Annotated in this window: 15 protein-coding genes and 2 pseudogenes; 6 read left to right on the top strand and 11 right to left on the bottom strand. The window is 69.5% G+C overall.

The window, feature by feature from the left end; translation table 11 throughout:
* Nucleotides 1–165: 165 nt before the first annotated feature.
* The 5 genes and pseudogenes from ACFHVL_RS29535 to ACFHVL_RS29515 all read right to left on the bottom strand — a co-directional run.
* Nucleotides 166–1,704: a type I restriction-modification system subunit M gene (locus tag ACFHVL_RS29535; RefSeq protein ID WP_416631803.1), complete on the bottom strand. Its 1,539-nt coding sequence runs from the start codon at nt 1,702–1,704 to the stop codon at nt 166–168.
* Nucleotides 1,705–1,885: 181 nt separating this feature from the next.
* Nucleotides 1,886–2,521 (bottom strand): hypothetical protein, encoded by a 636-nt coding sequence (locus ACFHVL_RS29530; RefSeq protein WP_416631802.1) that lies wholly within the window; start codon nt 2,519–2,521, stop codon nt 1,886–1,888.
* Between the two features lie 50 nt (nt 2,522–2,571).
* Complete coding sequence (locus tag ACFHVL_RS29525) at nt 2,572–3,213, bottom strand: hypothetical protein (RefSeq protein ID WP_416631801.1); 642 nt, start codon at nt 3,211–3,213, stop codon at nt 2,572–2,574.
* A 77-nt stretch (nt 3,214–3,290) separates the two neighbouring features.
* Nucleotides 3,291–4,205, bottom strand: a complete 915-nt coding sequence (locus ACFHVL_RS29520) for a hypothetical protein (protein WP_416631805.1) — start codon at nt 4,203–4,205, stop codon at nt 3,291–3,293.
* 186 nt (nt 4,206–4,391) lie between these two features.
* Nucleotides 4,392–4,673 (bottom strand): annotated as a pseudogene (locus tag ACFHVL_RS29515) (helix-turn-helix domain-containing protein); the annotation flags it as partial.
* A 418-nt stretch (nt 4,674–5,091) separates the two neighbouring features.
* On the opposite strand from ACFHVL_RS29515, the gene ACFHVL_RS29510 reads away from it, so the two are divergent.
* Entirely contained in the window at nt 5,092–5,283 is a 192-nt protein-coding gene (locus ACFHVL_RS29510) for a hypothetical protein (RefSeq protein ID WP_416631799.1), read from the top strand.
* Nucleotides 5,280–5,678, top strand: a complete 399-nt coding sequence (locus ACFHVL_RS29505; protein WP_416552700.1) for a rhodanese-like domain-containing protein — start codon at nt 5,280–5,282, stop codon at nt 5,676–5,678. Before ACFHVL_RS29510 ends, ACFHVL_RS29505 begins: the two co-directional genes overlap by 4 nt.
* Before the next feature lie 23 nt (nt 5,679–5,701).
* Here ACFHVL_RS29505 and egtD read toward each other — a convergent pair whose 3' ends face one another.
* The 4 genes from egtD to ACFHVL_RS29485 are packed head-to-tail and all read right to left on the bottom strand — an operon-like array spanning nt 5,702 to nt 10,001.
* Nucleotides 5,702–6,664: an L-histidine N(alpha)-methyltransferase gene (gene egtD, locus ACFHVL_RS29500; RefSeq protein ID WP_416631798.1), complete on the bottom strand. Its 963-nt coding sequence runs from the start codon at nt 6,662–6,664 to the stop codon at nt 5,702–5,704.
* Nucleotides 6,643–7,395, bottom strand: coding sequence for an ergothioneine biosynthesis protein EgtC (gene egtC, locus ACFHVL_RS29495; protein ID WP_416631796.1), 753 nt, complete (start codon nt 7,393–7,395; stop codon nt 6,643–6,645). Before egtC ends, egtD begins: the two co-directional genes overlap by 22 nt.
* The gene (gene egtB / locus ACFHVL_RS29490; protein ID WP_416631804.1) at nt 7,395–8,717 is read right to left on the bottom strand and encodes an ergothioneine biosynthesis protein EgtB; all 1,323 of its coding nucleotides are present in this window, start codon (nt 8,715–8,717) and stop codon (nt 7,395–7,397) included. Before egtB ends, egtC begins: the two co-directional genes overlap by 1 nt.
* Nucleotides 8,718–8,765: 48 nt before the next feature.
* Entirely contained in the window at nt 8,766–10,001 is a 1,236-nt protein-coding gene (locus ACFHVL_RS29485; RefSeq protein WP_416631795.1) for a glutamate-cysteine ligase family protein, read from the bottom strand.
* Between the two features lie 86 nt (nt 10,002–10,087).
* Here ACFHVL_RS29485 and ACFHVL_RS29480 point away from each other — a divergent pair, with 86 nt between their 5' ends.
* Nucleotides 10,088–10,408: a hypothetical protein gene (locus tag ACFHVL_RS29480; protein ID WP_416631794.1), complete on the top strand. Its 321-nt coding sequence runs from the start codon at nt 10,088–10,090 to the stop codon at nt 10,406–10,408.
* Between the two features lie 7 nt (nt 10,409–10,415).
* Here ACFHVL_RS29480 and ACFHVL_RS29475 read toward each other — a convergent pair whose 3' ends face one another.
* Entirely contained in the window at nt 10,416–11,564 is a 1,149-nt protein-coding gene (locus tag ACFHVL_RS29475) for a hypothetical protein (RefSeq protein ID WP_416631793.1), read from the bottom strand.
* An 80-nt stretch (nt 11,565–11,644) separates the two neighbouring features.
* Between ACFHVL_RS29475 and ACFHVL_RS29470 the strand changes: the two genes are divergently transcribed.
* Together ACFHVL_RS29470 and ACFHVL_RS29465 are read left to right on the top strand one after the other, a co-directional pair.
* Nucleotides 11,645–13,600 (top strand): AAC(3) family N-acetyltransferase, encoded by a 1,956-nt coding sequence (locus tag ACFHVL_RS29470; protein ID WP_416631792.1) that lies wholly within the window; start codon nt 11,645–11,647, stop codon nt 13,598–13,600.
* Nucleotides 13,601–14,013: 413 nt separating this feature from the next.
* Nucleotides 14,014–14,286 (top strand): annotated as a pseudogene (locus ACFHVL_RS29465) (transposase family protein); the annotation flags it as partial.
* 14 nt (nt 14,287–14,300) lie between these two features.
* Here ACFHVL_RS29465 and ACFHVL_RS29460 read toward each other — a convergent pair.
* Nucleotides 14,301–14,633 carry a glycosyltransferase gene (locus ACFHVL_RS29460; RefSeq protein WP_416631791.1) on the bottom strand — a complete coding sequence of 111 codons (333 nt, stop codon included), beginning with the start codon at nt 14,631–14,633 and terminating at the stop codon, nt 14,301–14,303.
* A 421-nt stretch (nt 14,634–15,054) separates the two neighbouring features.
* On the opposite strand from ACFHVL_RS29460, the gene ACFHVL_RS29455 reads away from it, so the two are divergent.
* The gene (locus ACFHVL_RS29455) at nt 15,055–15,258 is read left to right on the top strand and encodes an FAD-dependent oxidoreductase (protein ID WP_416631790.1); all 204 of its coding nucleotides are present in this window, start codon (nt 15,055–15,057) and stop codon (nt 15,256–15,258) included.
* Nucleotides 15,259–15,292: the final 34 nt, after the last annotated feature.

Here is a 15,292-nt window from a genome sequence, read left to right as displayed (position 1 = left end):
GCCTTCGCCGTCTACCGCATCTAACAAACCGTGATCAAATCAGGCATAGAGGAACAACGCCGGGGCCGTGGCCCACATACAAGGTATCCTGATTAACAGATTCCGGTGGGACGACATCCCTCGACAGGGACGCGACCTCACCGAGTTGTACCGTGGTTGCCGCCGTCACAGCAGCCCCTTGAGGTCGGCGAGGCCCTGTTGGATCTCGGATTCGAGGCGTTCGAGTTCGGCGATGATCTCGGCTGGTGGCCGGTGCTCGACCTCCTCGTGCACGATCTCCTTGTAGCGGTTGAGGCTCAGGTCGTAGTCCTGGGCGACGATGTCGTCCTTCGGCACGCAGAAGGACTGCTCGGTGCGCGCCCGCTCCCGCTCGGCACCGTCGCGCTGCTTCCAGCGGGCCAGCACGTCCGGCAGGTTGTTCTTCGCGTGCTCCTCGGCGGTCAGCGCCTCGGTCGGCACCGGGCCGAGCTTCGCCTCCGGCAGCAGCGGACTGCGCTTGTCGTCGAGGCTCCAGCCGTCGGCCTTCACCTCGTAGAACCAGACGTTGCCCGTACCACCGCTGTTGGTCTTGGTGAAGAACAGGATCGCGGTCGACACCCCGGCGTACGGCTTGAAGACCCCACCGGGCAGCTTGACCACCGCGTCGAGCTTCTGGTCCTCGACCAGCATCCGGCGCAGCTCCTTGTGTGCCTTGCTGGAGCCGAAGAGCACCCCGTCGGGCACGACCACCGCCGCTTGGCCGCCGTTGCGCAGCAGCCGCAGGAACAGCGCGAGGAACAGCAGCTCGGTCTTCTTCGTCTTGACCGTCTGCTGCAGGATCCGCGAGGTGCGCTCGTAGTCCAGGCTGCCGGCGAACGGCGGGTTGGCCAGGATCACCGAGTACGCCTCGGTCTCGTCGCTGACGTCGTCACCGAGGGAGTCCCGGTAGTCGATGGCCGGGTTCTCCACCCCGTGCAGCAGCATGTTCATGCTGCCGACCCGCAGCATCGTGTTGTCGAAGTCGAAGCCGTGGAACATGTCCTGGTGGAAGTGGTCACGTAGCACCGGGTCGTGCAGCGCGTCCGGGTGCCGCCGGCGGATGTACTCGACCGCGCCGACCAGGAAGCCGGCGGTGCCGCAGGCCGGGTCGCAGATGCGATCCTTCGGGCCGGGCTCCACCATCTCGACCATCAGGTTGATGATGTGCCGGGGCGTCCGGAACTGACCGTTGTGCCCAGCCGTCGCGATCTTGCTGAGCATGTACTCGTACAGGTCACCCTTGGTGTCCCGGTCATCCATCGGGATGTCGTCGATCATGTCGACGACCCGCCCGAGCAGCGCCGGGTTCGGGATGGTGAAGCGGGCGTCCTTCATGTGCCGCGAGTACGCCGACCCGTCGCCACCCAGGGTGCGCAGGAACGGGAAGACGTGCTCGCCGACGATCTCGTACATCTTCCGTGGGTCGCCAAGGCCCGTGAAGTACGACCAGCGGAGCTCGCTGTACGGGCGGCCCTGCGGGTCGTCGCCGTCGGGGTAGATGTGCCGAACCCCGTCGGGGCCGAGGCGCTGTGCCCGGTTGTCGGCGAGGGTCTGCAACTCGTCGAGACGGCGGATGAACAGCAGATACGTAATCTGCTCGATCACTTCGAGGGGATTGGAGATACCGCCCGACCAGAAGGCGTCCCAGATGCGGTCGATCTTGCTTTTCAGTTCACCAGTGATCACGGAATCATGTCCCAAGGGCTGAGTGGTGGTGGACACGGAACCGTTTAGGTTCCGACGCATCCACACCGGGCACAAGGGACGGTCAGGCAGATCACTTGCGACAGTCGCAGCACGACAGAGATGATCATGCCAAACTTGGTAACCGTACGGAGGAATCAACGCTGGTCAAAACATGATCAACCTACAGGTTTGACAGGTACGCCTTCAGGCTCTTGACTGCTTGGTGAGTCAGGACGGCGGCTTCCTCGACGTTGGCGCGGGACAGCTCCGACCAGGTGTAGATCTCCTGCGTACGGTCCTGACGCCCACCGGCGAGCAGCTGTGCCACGCCGAGCTGACTCGCCCGCATCGCGTTGGCGACATTCGCCAGCTTCGCCTGCTGCGTCTCGATCTCATCGAGCAGCCGACGCAGTTGCTGAAGGTATGAGCCGGTGCTCCCGCCGCCCCCGCCACTGCCGCCCCGGCTCGCCGGGCCGCCGATAGTGATCGTCCGGTCGCCACCGCCCCGGCTCCGATGGCCAGGGTAGCGGCGGCGGACGCTGCTCAACGGTCTCGCACCGCCACCACCAGCGCCGGAGCCGCCCGAGGTCGTGCCGTCGCCCGCCCGAGCCTCACGTCGCCGGTCCAACACCGTGTTGACGAAGCCCTTGCCCGCGACACTCACCGCGTGTCCGAGGATCGCACCGACGATCGCGACGGACGACGGAAGTCCCCACTTCGTGGTCGCCAACGCAGTAAGGGCACCGAGGCCGGCCCCCAACTGCTGGACGAGGTTGCCGGTGCCTTCCTTCGTCGTCTCGTGCCGCCACTGCTGCACGAACGACTGGGCTGGTCTCTCACCAGCCCGATACTGACGCCGCCGCCAGCTCACTCGTCGACCACCGGATCGAGGAAGGCGCAGGTCGCCGAAATCAGTACCGGGAGGTTCTCGGCGACTTCCCGAGCTATCGACTCCGGCGTCAGCCCCAAGGGCTCCTCCCCCGGCTCCAGCTCGTCCTCGTCAGCCGCCGCATAGTAGGCACACGCCTCCCACAGGTTCTTGCTGTGGAACGAGAACGACCAGAGCCCGTACACCGAGTTTGGTAGGGCAACGAGGGGTTGGGCGGCGATGCCGATGCGGTGCTGGTGAGGGGCGTCCGGGGTGGAGCCGAGGCCCTGGGCCAGCGGCAGCAGCTTGTGCCGGCTGAACACCGGGCGCAGATCGCCGTCCGGGTCGAACTCGACCAGCAGACCCCGGGCGATCAGGTCGTCGACGGACCGGGCGGCCTGCGGCTCCGGCTTGGGTGCGGTCTCTAGCATTCGTACCAGCGACTCCCGGTTGACCGACAGCTTGGCGTGCCGGTCCGGGTAGAGGAACGCCGCCGCCCACACCGCTGCCTCGGTCTCGGTCAGCTCGACCAGGTCGTCACCGAGATGCACCTCGTAGCACTCCGGCGTCGGATCCGGTGGACGGACGTACCGGTAGCGCGGACCCATGCTCAACCCGGCGGGCACGATCACAGTCGACATACCGCCCAGTCTCCCAGCCTCAGCCAAGCCGATGCCGCCAGCATCTGGCCCAGCACGGGCAATGGTCAACGGGCTCGTCAGGCTGCCACCTTCGCCACGTCGTACGCCTCGACGAAGTCCCGTGCCGCCGGCACCCGGTCGGCCACCTGCCCGAGGTCGGCCCGCAATCCGGCGAGCCGCTTACGGCCACGCCCGGACTTCAGCTCGGCGATGTCGGGCAGCGCGTCCAGCGCGACGGTGCCCGCTGCGGTGGAGTCGCCCTGCTGGTGCAGCGCGATCGCCAGGCTGACCTTGCCGAGAATCTGGTTCCGCCGGTAGACCGGATCGTGATGCGCCAACCGGGCTTGCAGGCAGGGAACCGCCCGCTCTGGGCGACCGAGCGCCAGCTGCGACAACGCCTCCACCGCGTTGACCTCGTTGTCGTTGACAAACCTGGTGTAGAGCGGGTCGTCGTCGCTGGGGCCACGGTCGTACGCGGTCTTTGCCCTGGCCAGTGCGCGGTTGAACTCAACGGCGTCACCCATTTCTGCGGACGCGTGTGTCGTCCGCAGATGCAGCAGGCTGGTCAGCCGAGGGGTCGCCCACGGGCCGGAGATGCGTCGGGCAGCCTCGGCGATCTGCAGAGACTCGACCGGCCGCACCTCCCTGACCAGCATCGCCATGACCACCATGGCGTGGACCTCAAGGTGCGGATCGTCGCGCAGTCGGGCGCGGACGATCGCTTCCTGCAGGTAGCGGCGCGACTCGGCACGCCGCTCCGCGTCCAGCGCCAGCCAGCCGATCCAGGCTTCCAGGTCGCCGAGGTTGCTCTGCAGCGCGTCGCCGACCTGCCGTGGATAGGTGGCCTGCCGCTCCCAGCGGGTCAGCCGGCGGTGCATGGCGATGGCAACGTCGCAGAGGCTGCCGCCGCCGGCCGCCGCGTCGGCCCGCTCAAGGCTCGCGATGGTGGCCGACACCTGCTGCAGGTGCTCCATGCTCAGGTGCTGCGGCACATCGGGAGCGGTGACCCAGTCTCGCAGCGGGGTGGCGATGCCCAGGCCCGCCAGAGCGGCATTGATCGTGAAAGCACGCCGGTCCGTAAGATCACCTCCATTGTCGTCCCTCGATGTAACGGTACCGCCCCAATCGCCAATGTCCAGAGATCGATTTTCCGGCTCCCCGGCGAGCAGGGCGTCAAGCTCGTCGAACGAAGTGCCGAGCGCTTCCGCGAGTTGTGCTCGGGTATACGGTTGTGGCTCGGCCTTACCCCGCTCCCACCGGGCAACGGTGGTGCGGTCGACCTGCAGGCGCTCGGCCAGCCCTTCCTGGCTGAAGCCGGCCGCCCTGCGCCTCCTGATGAAACCGTCTCGCCGTCCGGTCAACTGGACGCCCTCCCGTCGCGGCCCGTGTCCACGGTGAACACCAGTAACGCAGATCAGAGAGATCAATTCAACGGGCTGTGGACAACTCGCACTTGTCATCTTTCGTGGAGGTTCCACCCTTCCTCTTGACCTCAACGGTCTTGCTTTCTCGTTGGTCCGGTCGCGTGAAAGGCTGCAGGAGTACCGGTAGCAGCCACGGCGACCGGAGCGGGAAGCGGGTGGCAGGCGTACCCGGGGGCCGTCGGCGAGTTCGTCATGCTGGACGACGGTCGGCGGGCGACGCCCGTCCCGGTGCCGACCCCGCCACCGAGGCCATGGAAGAGGCCCGGCTGCGGCTGTCCGGTCGGCTGGACCGACGCCGCTTCCAGCAGGCGGTCGACGTCGTCGTGGCCCGGCATCCGATGCTGCGTACGGTGTTCCCGGCCGGGGCACCCCGGCTGTTGAAGGAGCTGGTCACCCCGTTCGGCCACTCCGGGTTCGTCTGCCGGACACGGTGGCGTCCTGCCAGGTGGAGTCGTTGCTGCAGGCGGACCGGCCGGACCTGCCGCTGGTGCACGGCCCGGTGGAGCCGGAGCTGGCCGCCGCATACTGGTCGGCGGGGCTGGCGGCGGCCCCGCTGCATCTGGACGGCACCACCGTCGCCGACCTGGTCGACGGCCGGATGAGGCAAGTCAAAAGGACAGACGTGACGACGGAGGAGCCACAGTGACCCCGGAACCCGGCATCGACAGACTGCTCGACCAGGTCCGCGGTCGCCTCGACCGGGTCGACGCCCGGACCGCCTACCAGGCCCAGCAGGACGGCAGGGCCGTGCTGGTCGACATCCGTCCGGCCGCTCAACGCGCAGAGTACGGCGGAATTCCCGGGGCGTACGTGATCGAACGCAACGTGCTGGAGTGGCGCCTCGACCCGCACAGCGCGGCGCGGCTCGACGTGGCCGACACCCCGCAGCTGTGGCCGATCGTCGTCTGCCAGGAGGGGTACGCGTCGTCGCTGGCCGCCGCGTCGCTGCAGGACACCGGCCTGCCGTTGGCCACCGACCTGGCCGGTGGCTTCGCGGCCTGGCGGGCCGCCGGGCTTCCGGTGCTCGCCCAGCCGGGCTGAGCGACCACCGGTCAGCAGCTGCGTCAGTGGCTGCGGGACAGGCTGATCGCGAAGCGGCCGGCCGGGTCGGTCCACCAGTGGGTCAGCTCGAAACCGGCGGCGGCCAGCTCGGCGGTCACCCCGGCCCGGCGGAACTTCGCCGACACCTCGGTCCGGATATCCTCGCCGGCGGTGAAGCTCACCGGCAGGTCGAGATCGGCCACGTACACCTGCGTGTCCCGGTCGGCACGCAGCCGCATTTCGATCCACTCCCGGTCGGTGTCCCAGAGCGCGATGTGCCGGAACGCCGCCGGGTCGAAGTCGGCGCCGAGCTGCTGGTTCAGTACGTGCAGCACGTTACGGTTGAACTCGCCGGTCACCCCCTGGCTGTCGTCGTAGGCGGCGACCAGGGTGGCCGGGTCCTTTACCAGGTCGGTGCCGAGCAGCAGCCAGCCGCCGGCGCCGAGCACCCCGTGCAACGCGGTCAGGAACTCGGCCCGTTCGTCCGGCACCAGGTTGCCGATGGTGCCGCCGAGGAACGCGACGAGCCGGTCGTCGCCGGCCGGCATCCGCCCGAGATGGCGGGTGAAGTCGCCGACGACCGCGTGCACCGGCAGCCCCGGGTAGTCCCGGTCGATGGCGGTGGCGGCGTCGCGCAGCGCCGCCTCGGAGACGTCCAACGGCACGAACAGGTCGAGGCTGCCCTGCCGGCGCAGCGCGTCGAGCAGCAGCCGGGTCTTCTCCGACGAGCCGGAGCCGAGTTCGACCAGGGTCCGGGCCCGGGTGACGGCGGCGATGTCGTCGGCGTGGGCGGCCAGCGCGGCCCGCTCGGCCCGGGTCGGGTAGTACTCCGGCAGGGTGGTGATGCGTTCGAACAGGTCGCTGCCGTGCTTGTCGTAGAACCACTTCGGGGGCAGCCATTTCGGGTTGGCGGTGAGTCCGGCGCGGGCGTCGGCCCGCAGCGCCTGCTGCTGGTCGGCGTCGGTCAGCTCGATGTCGATCCGCACAGATCCTCCACGGTGTAGGTGTGCCGGTCGGCGACGACGAGCCGGCGGTCGGCGACTGGGCGCCAGGCCGGGTCGTCGTCGAACGGTTCGGAGGCGACGATCAGCCGCTCCGGCCCGGCGAGAACAGCCAGGGAATGGCCGACGGCGCTGGCCCAGGCCCGTTCGCCGTCGGTGAGCAGCAGGTTGAGTCGGGACGCCGGGGCGGTGGCCAGGACGCCGGTGACGGTGTCGGTGATCGCCACGCCCGGGTCGACGCCGGACCGCAGCCGGTGCCGCACCAGCGCCCACAGCAGCGCCGAGTCGGTCGGTGCGTCGAGGGTGAGTAGGTCGGTCACCGGCAGGGTGGCGGCCAGCGCGGTCACGCTGTCCGGCCAGCCGTCCACCACCCCGTTGTGGCTGAACAGCCAGCGCCCGTCGGTGAACGGCGCGCAGGCCGTCTCGCCGAACGGCATCCCGGGGGTCGCCGAGCGGACCGCGGCCAGCGCCGCGCCGACGGTGGTGGCCCGGCCCAGCTCGATCAGGCCGGGATCAGCCCAGATCGGGCCGGCCCGCCGGTAACGGACCGGACCGGTCGGGGTGTACCAGCCGACACCGAACCCATCGACGTTGACCGTGCCGCCGCCGCGCATGTCCCGGGGCGCCCAGGACTGGCGGTACAGGCCGTACGGCGGCTCGACCAGCAGCTGCGTCAGGCTGACCGGCGGGCCCAGGTAGACCTGGTGGCGGCACACTAGGCGGTCTCGCCGGGGTGCGGGTCACGGGCGGTACGGAAGCCGCTGAAGATCTGCCGGCGGATCGGGTAGTCCCAGTTGCGGAACGTGCCCCGGCAGGCGGAGCGGTCGGTGCCGAACGAACCGCCGCGCAGCACCCGGTAGTCGCGGCCGAAGAACACCTCCGAGTATTCGCGGTACGGGAAGGCCGTGAAGCCGGGGTAGCCGGTGAACCAGGTGTCGGTCCACTCCCACACGTCGCCGATCAGCTGGTGCACCCCGGCCGGTGACGCGCCGGCCGGGTAGGCGCCGACCGGTGCCGGGTGCAGGTGCCGCTGGCCCAGGTTGGCGTGCTCGGGGCCGGGGTCGTCGTCGCCCCACGGGTAGCGGCGGGACCGTCCGGTGGCCGGGTCGATCCGGGCGGCCTTCTCCCATTCGGCCTCGGTGGGCAGCCGCCGGCCGGCCCAGCTGGCGTACGCCTGCGCCTCGTACCAGCCGACGTGCACCACCGGCTCGTCGGGCACGATCGCCGACCGCCGGCCGAACCGCGTGTAGCTGCCGTCGCCGTGCCAGTGCGCCGGCCCGGCGAGTCGGGCCTGCAGCCGGTGGGCCCAGCCCTCGGCGCTCCACCACCGCTCGTCGTGGTAGCCGCCGTCGTCGATGAACTGCTGGTACCGGGCGTTGGTGACCGGCGCCCGGTCGATGAGGAAGGCGGGCACGTCGACGGTGTGCGCCGGGCGTTCGTTGTCCAGCGCCCACGGCTCGGTGGAGGTGCCCATGGTGAACGGCCCGGCCGGGATCAGCGCCTCACCGTCGACGGTCGTGACCGACTGCGGCGGCGGCGCGCCGGTCAGCACCGGCGGGCCGGCCCGCAGTTGGTGGGTGGCGAGCATCGTCTCGTCGTGCTGCTGCTCGTGCTGCACGATCATCCCGAAGGCGAAGCCCTGCTCGACCAGCCGGCGGCCGTCGAAGCTGACCGTGTCCAGCAGGTCGAGTACCTGCTCGCGTACGGTCCGGGTGTACGCCCGCGTCTGCGCCGGGTCGAGCAGCGGCAACGCCGGTCGGTCGGCTCTGGGGTGTCTGAACGCGTCGTAGAGGTGGTCGATGTCGGCGCGGACCGGCTCCCGACCGCCGACGTCGCGGACCAGCCAGAGCTCTTCCTGGTTGCCGATGTGCGCCAGGTCCCAGACCAGCGGCGACATCAGCGAGGAGTGTTGGCGGACGAGATCGCCGTCGTCGACGGCATCGGTGAGGGCCCGGCTGCGCCGCCGGGCACGTTCGAGATCCTCGGCGAGAGCGCCACGGGGATCCTGAACGGTCGACGGGTCGGTCCGGACGAAGATGGAGTCGGTCACCTGGTTTCCTCCTGTGCCGCTGTCAGGGCGGATCGTTCAGGGTCGTTGGTGCAGCCGTCGATGCAGGGCCCGGGTCACGGCTCCGGCGGTCTCGGTGGCCAGGCCGGTGTCGGTGAGCCGCTCGCAGGCCAACTCGACCAGCGAGCCGGCGGCCGTCGCGATGGCCTGATCGGCGAGACCGTCGCGGGCGGCCGGCAGCCACCGGTCGGCCGTGTCGGCCACGCAGGACGTCGCGGCGCGCAGCGTGTCGTCCCGGGCGAACAGCGCGGCCAGCACCGCCGCCGGGACGATCCATTCGCCGCCCGGCTGCGAGTCGAGGTACCGCAGCTCCAGGTAGCCGCGCGGACGGACCGGCGGGAAGATCGTGCTGAGATGCAGATCGAGGTCTGCGTAGGTGGGCGGCCGAGGGGTGCCGGTGGCGATCCACTCACCGAAACTGGTCGATCCGGGCAGCCGCCAGCCACCGGGGCCCTCGGTGACGAACAGCGGCGGAGTATCCAGCACCCGGCGGGTCCACTCGTCGACCGGATTCGGCGACGGCGGGACCCGGACCGGTGCGGCAGTACGGACCGGGTCGAGATTCAACCAGGTCGCCATCCGGCTCGACGCCCAGCCGGTCCGCCGACCGGCCCGCGCCGGTGAGTTGGCGAACAGGGCGAGCAGCACCGGCCCGAGCAGGTGTGCCGCCGACCACCGAAGCCCGAGTTGCCGTTCGCTGCCGGCGTCGAGGCAGACCTGAAGCCCGGCGGTGCCGCACATCATGTCGGCGCCGACGGTGCCCTGCCGGGCGAAGGCCGCCGCCATGGCGGCGTACCGGCGGTCGTGCAGTATCTGCTTCGGTGGCCGGATCGGATCGCAGCCCGTACGGCCGAGTCGCAGCCCGGCACGGGACAACCGGTCGGTCAGCGCGTCGACGTCGGCTGACGCGGCGAGGTGCAGAGCGGTGAGGGATTCCGCTGGCTGGGTGGAGATCTCCACCTGCCCACCAGGTTCGACGGTGACCAGCCCGCCGTGCGGCAGCGGGGCGTGTGGGCTGGTGGGGCGCAGTGTCCGCGGGGCGTGATCACCGAGGGCACCGGCCAGGTCGTCGGGGTCGAGATGTCGGGCTGGTTGATGTTGGTAGTGGACGGTCCATTCGAGTTCGACACCGATCCGGCGCGGTGGGCCGGTCTTGAAGCAGATCCGAGTGATGTAGCCAGCGGCGGCTGCCGGATCGATGATCGCCGACTCGGTCGGACTGACAGCCGCGAGGCCGGGGGGAGTATTGGACATATCGCCTCCTCCAGTGACAGGTCGATCGCGGGCAGCGATCGGCCCCGGTGTGACCGTATCGCCACCGTCCGACAATTTCGGAAACGATGGCTGTCAGCTGCGGCGAAAGCATGGTCGCGCCGGATGCGGGTACCCCACCGCTGCCGACCGAGAGGACCACCGACGTGACCGACATCACCACAGACGACCGGACCCTGATGCGGGCGATGCGAGCCGCTCACGCTCATGCCGACGCGACCACCGAGACCGCCCGGTTTCTCGACCGGATGGGCCAGGTGCCCGATCCGGCCAGCATCGCCGAGTACGCCAGCCTGCTCGCCCGAGAGGAGCTGACCCGCGACGAGCGGGCCGAGATGCTGCGAGAGGCCGGTCTCGACCTACCCAGCCTGGACGACGAAGACGTCTGACCGGGCGTCAGGGCGACCAGCGCGCCCCCAGCCGGGCGACCGCCACGACCGAGGTGACCCCGACCGTCACGGCGACCAACGCCGCCGACCGGTAGCTCAGCAGACCGGCCGACCAGCTGGCGAACGGCAGAAAGGTGCTGGTCGCGGCCAGCGGGGCGGCGGCCAGGGCGGCCAGAATCCGTGATCCGCGCAGTCCGCCCACCTGGTCGAGCAGCAGGACCAGCCCGAGCGCCGCCGCCCAGGCGGCGGCAACCGCCGACCAACACACCAGCACGACGAACACCAATTCGAACTGGTGGGTCGCCCAGACGGCCAACATCAGCAGGGTGGTACCGGTGCCGGCGACCAGGCAGCTACGGACAAACCGCACGAGTGGCGCATTGCGCTGCCGGACCCGCCAGCCAATGGCCGCGAGCACCAGCGCGCCGAGCAGCACGGCGGCGGTCGCCTCCGGCAGCAGCAGCCCCAGCTCGAACCGCGCCGGAACGACCGGTTGGGTGAACGACCCGGGACCGTTGAAGCCGAGCCGGCTCCATTGGCCGTCGGCGGACCGGACCGCGATCCCGTCCCGGCCGTTGGCGACGGCGACCTGATGCCCGTCCGGGACGGCGACGACCGCGACGGCCCGCGACACCAGGTCCCGATCGGGTGCGTCGAGCGCGGGATGGGACCGGGTCAGATAGCCGCGCTGGCGCTCCGGCACCTCCCAGCTCAGCTGCCAACTGCGGCCGCCGTCGGTGCTCTGCTCGGCCCGCAACCGGCCCGGCACCACCCGGTAGCAGCGGGTCGGGTCGCCGGGCACACAGGCCTTCGTCGCGTCCAGCACCAACGCCGCGCGATCGACCGCCGCGCGATCGGCATCGAACCGGTCCCGCTGTGCCTGCGTCATCGGCACCCACCTCGGCGGATCACCGAAGCCGACCAGCCAGTCGGTCGGCCCGTGATCCGCCGTCGGCGCGTCATCATCGAACTGGCCGACGACCAGCCGCCCCTCCCACCCGCCGACCGAGTGGACATACGGATAATCGGCCTGCGAGGTCGCGGCCACCCCGAGCACGCCGAGCGGAAGCACGACCAGGACACCGAGGCGGCGTACCGCCAGGGTGGATGCCGGGCGGCGACGGGCCCGCCGGTAGGTCCACCCGGCGAGACCCAACGCGAGCCGAGCCGCTGGTTGGTTGGTTGGTCGGATCGGACTCCCTCTGGGTTGCGGTAGCACTCGGATAGAGTCATTCGATGGTGACCTTCCGGGTCGACGAGGTGGTCCCGGCGACCGCGTGCCTGCCTACCCGACCGCTGGGCGATCTGTTCGGTGACGCGTTGGTGGTCGGCGGTGATCCAGCACTGCCGGTGCTGGTACCGGACGGGGTGCACCCGTTGCTCGACGCGGTAGGGCGGGCGTTCGCCGACCACCGCCCGCTGGTGTTGTCTCCCGACGCGGTGTGGTTGACCATCGCGCAGGGCGTCGCCCATCACATCCGGCTGCACGCCGACGAGTTGCGTCCCCGGTTGGTGAACCACGCCGGCCGTGAGCGTCTCACCGTGACCGTCGACGGGCCCATGCCAACGAACGCGGCGTCCTGGCAGGACGTGGTGGGGTCGTTCCATCAGCTGCTGGCCGCCGAGATCAGCGACGCCGACTTGTTCGAATGTGATTTCTCCACCAGCAGCGACGTCGACCGTCTCGCTAGCCGAGTCGCCGCACTCGACGCCTATTCCCCGTACTTCTCCCTGTGGTTGGTGTGCGTGTGCGGCATCCCGTCGATCACGGTGACCGGCACGGCTGCGGACTGGCGGAAGATCCGCGCGCGGGTGGACACGATCGCAGGGTACGGCCTGCAGGAGTGGTGCCGGTCGCTCGCACCTGTCGCCGACCAGTTCGTCCGAGCCGCGCAAGGCCAGGTGGACGTGGCGTTCTGGCGACGGATCTACAACCCGGTCGACGCGTACGGCGGTGAGGTGGTGACCGGCTGGATCGCCCGCCTGTACCCGTACCTGCGGGGTAGAGGGGTGCTGGACCGCCGGAACCCGCTGCTGGAGCTGCCCATCGACGAGCCCCGCGACGCGACGGTCGACGGCCGGGGCTTCTACAACGGTCCGGGCATCCGCACCGATCGACTCCCCGCCACGTTGTCGCGGGTGATCGTCAACGTCAACGACGCGACGGCGAACGACAACCGTACGGTCGCCCTGCACGCCGGCCTGGTCGGCGTCGCGCAGGACGACGACGGCGCGCTGCGGCCGGTGGCCGGCTGGTACCTCGAGCCCGCGGCGGTGGAGATCGACGACGTGATCGACCGGATCGTTCGGGACCACGACACCACGCCACCGCAGCCGCTGGACGTGTTCAGCCAGCGATGCACCAGGCCGGCCGGTCACTCACCCAGGTACGGTCTGCTGATCGACACCACCATGCCGCACACACGCGCCGCGCTCGCCGACGACCTGACCGCACTCGGGGTACGGCGCGGGTCGGTGCTGCTCGTGCACTCGTCACTCAAGGCACTCGGCTGGGTCTGCGGCGGCCCGGTCGCGGTGGTCCAGGCGCTGCTCGACGCGCTGGGTCCGGACGGCACCCTGGTGGTGCCGACCCACACGCCGGACAACACCGACCCCGCCTGCTGGCGCAATCCGCCCGTACCGGAGTCGTGGTGGCCGGTGATCCGTACCCACACGCCCGGATTCGATCCGGCGGTGACGCCGAGCCGCCGGATGGGCGCCATCGCGGAGACCACCCGTACCTGGCCGGGCGCACGGCGCAGCGACCACCCGCAGGTGTCGTTCGCGGCGCTCGGCCCACTCGCCGACGCCGTGGTGGCCGGGCACCGACTCGACGGCATGTTGGGCGAACACTCCCCCGTCGGCGCCGCCTACCGGCTGGACGGCGACGTCCTGCTGCTGGGCGTCGGGCATCACAGCAACACCTCGCTGCACCTGGCCGAATACCGGCAGGCGGACCCGCCGCGCAAGCAAGAAGGCTCGGCCGTACGCACCCTGGCCGGTCGAGCCTGGACCCGCTGGCAGGACATAGCCATCGACGAAGACGACTTCGACCAGCTCGGTGCTGCTTTCGAGGCCACCGGCAGCGCGGCGATCGGGAAGGTCGGCGAGGCCGAAAGCCGGCTGATGCGCCAACGCCCGCTGGTCGACTTCGCCGTAAACTGGCTCGCCACCCACCGGACCAACCGCTAGCCATCACGGTGACCGCAGGTGTCGCCCGTGCCCCGGCTGGTCGAAGGCCGACTGCCGGTGCAGGCGTACGCCTGAGGCATCCCGCTGCGCGCAGCGCGGTACGCGGCAGCTCCGGATGCCAAGGTGGCGGCACTACATCGAGGTGACGCTGAGGCACCTCATCTCGCGAACTTGACGTGCGTCAGCGTCACCTCGAAGGGGCGCATCCCGGGTCACGCAAAAGGGACCTCCCGCCGAACCGGGACGTACATTGAGCCTTTCCGGGTAAGGCTCTGATCACCGGGCGCGGTGTCCGGAACGGTCAAGATGTGTGGGAATCGCCCTGGTGAGCCGGGATGAACGATGAGGGCGCGGAACGCCGGTACGAAGTGTTCCTCTCACAGACCACGACCCCGGAGTCCCGCGCCGCTCATGACATGCGGACCCTGGCCGACCTCGGCTACGAGGGCGAAGCCGACACCATCGCCGTCGCGTTCAAGAAGCCCAAGAACGGTGAGCTCACCGACCTGCAGCAGACGTTCAACCACGCCCACAACCGGCTCCGCGCGGTCGGTGAACGCGGGAACAGCCTGCTCAAGACGACGTTCAAGGCCTTACGTAACGTCAGCCTGTGCCCGTGGAAGATCGGGAACATCGTCGCTGCGGCACTGGTCATCCTCCACATCGAGCACAACCGAACCACCTGAGCCGAGTACCGGCACTACACCCAGTCGCGGACCGTTACTCGCAAAGGCTCAGTGATGGTCTCCGGCGGATCCTGCAGGTCGGCGTCGATGCTGACGATCCAGCGCCCGGTCGAGCGATGCAGCCCGGCGGTCAGGGCGGCTTGATGGCCGCTGTTGTTGCGCAGCCTGATGACGCGCAGCTGCGGCCAGGTGGACCGATACCGGTCGAGGACCTCGGCCGTTCTGTCGACGCTGCCGTCGTCCACGGCGATGAACTCGTAGCTGACGCCGCAGGTATCGAGGACGCGCCGCAGACGGGCGACGAAGGCCGGGATCGTGTCTTCTTCGTTGTACATCGGCGAGACCACGGACAGACATGGCGGAACGGTCATCGGGCACCCTTCGGTGTCGGCCGGCGGTGACGATCACGGCGAACAGTACGGTGGCGGGTCGCCGTTGCCGTTCACCGCTGCGAGGCGGTGCTGACAATTATCCGGAGCTGTTTCCGTTATTGATTGGCGTCCGAATATCTGCGTGCTCCATGAAATAGCGCACGTACATCTGAATATCACCTTAGGGCTAGTTATGTCAATTGGGGGCCGCCACAGTGACGGGTGGGGCCGGTTCATGGTTCTCACTATGTCGCAAGAAGGTCGCCGTAAAATCGGTATGTAACTTTTCACAATTGACTTTCGTTAATCACTGGCCTACCGTTACGGAGGTCGCTAAAAGGATACAAAGTCGCTTGTCGCGACAGGCGACAGGCGACAGGCGCCACGGGAGGAACCTGTGCACGACAAGAATGACCCCGATGCGCGCCTAGGCGACGATGTGCCGGTCGGCGAGGAGCCGGTGGACGTGGTGATCGTCGGCGCCGGGTTCACCGGGCTCGCCGCGGCGCTCGAACTGTCCGCGCAGGGCGTCTCCTGCCGAATCCTCGAATCGGAGCCGATCATTGAGCCTTTGCGAGTAACGGTCCGCGACTGGGTGTAGTGCCGGTACTCGGCTCAGGTGGTTCGGTTGTGCT

It is taken from the genome of Micromonospora sp. LOL_023, assembly GCF_048060115.1.
In the GTDB taxonomy this organism is placed as follows: domain Bacteria; phylum Actinomycetota; class Actinomycetes; order Mycobacteriales; family Micromonosporaceae; genus Micromonospora_E.
The sequence above is the reverse complement of the archived record's forward strand: the minus strand, read 5'-3'. Positions and strand labels throughout refer to the sequence as shown.

Excerpts from the sequence above, each read along its gene's own strand:
- ACFHVL_RS29525 (WP_416631801.1), bottom strand. The coding sequence starts at position 3,213 with ATGTCGACTGTGATCGTGCCCGCCGGGTTGAGCATGGGTCCGCGCTAC.
- ACFHVL_RS29485 (WP_416631795.1), bottom strand. The coding sequence starts at position 10,001 with ATGTCCAATACTCCCCCCGGCCTCGCGGCTGTCAGTCCGACCGAGTCG.
- ACFHVL_RS29480 (WP_416631794.1), top strand. The coding sequence starts at position 10,088 with ATGGCTGTCAGCTGCGGCGAAAGCATGGTCGCGCCGGATGCGGGTACC.
- ACFHVL_RS29470 (WP_416631792.1), top strand. The coding sequence starts at position 11,645 with ATGGTGACCTTCCGGGTCGACGAGGTGGTCCCGGCGACCGCGTGCCTG.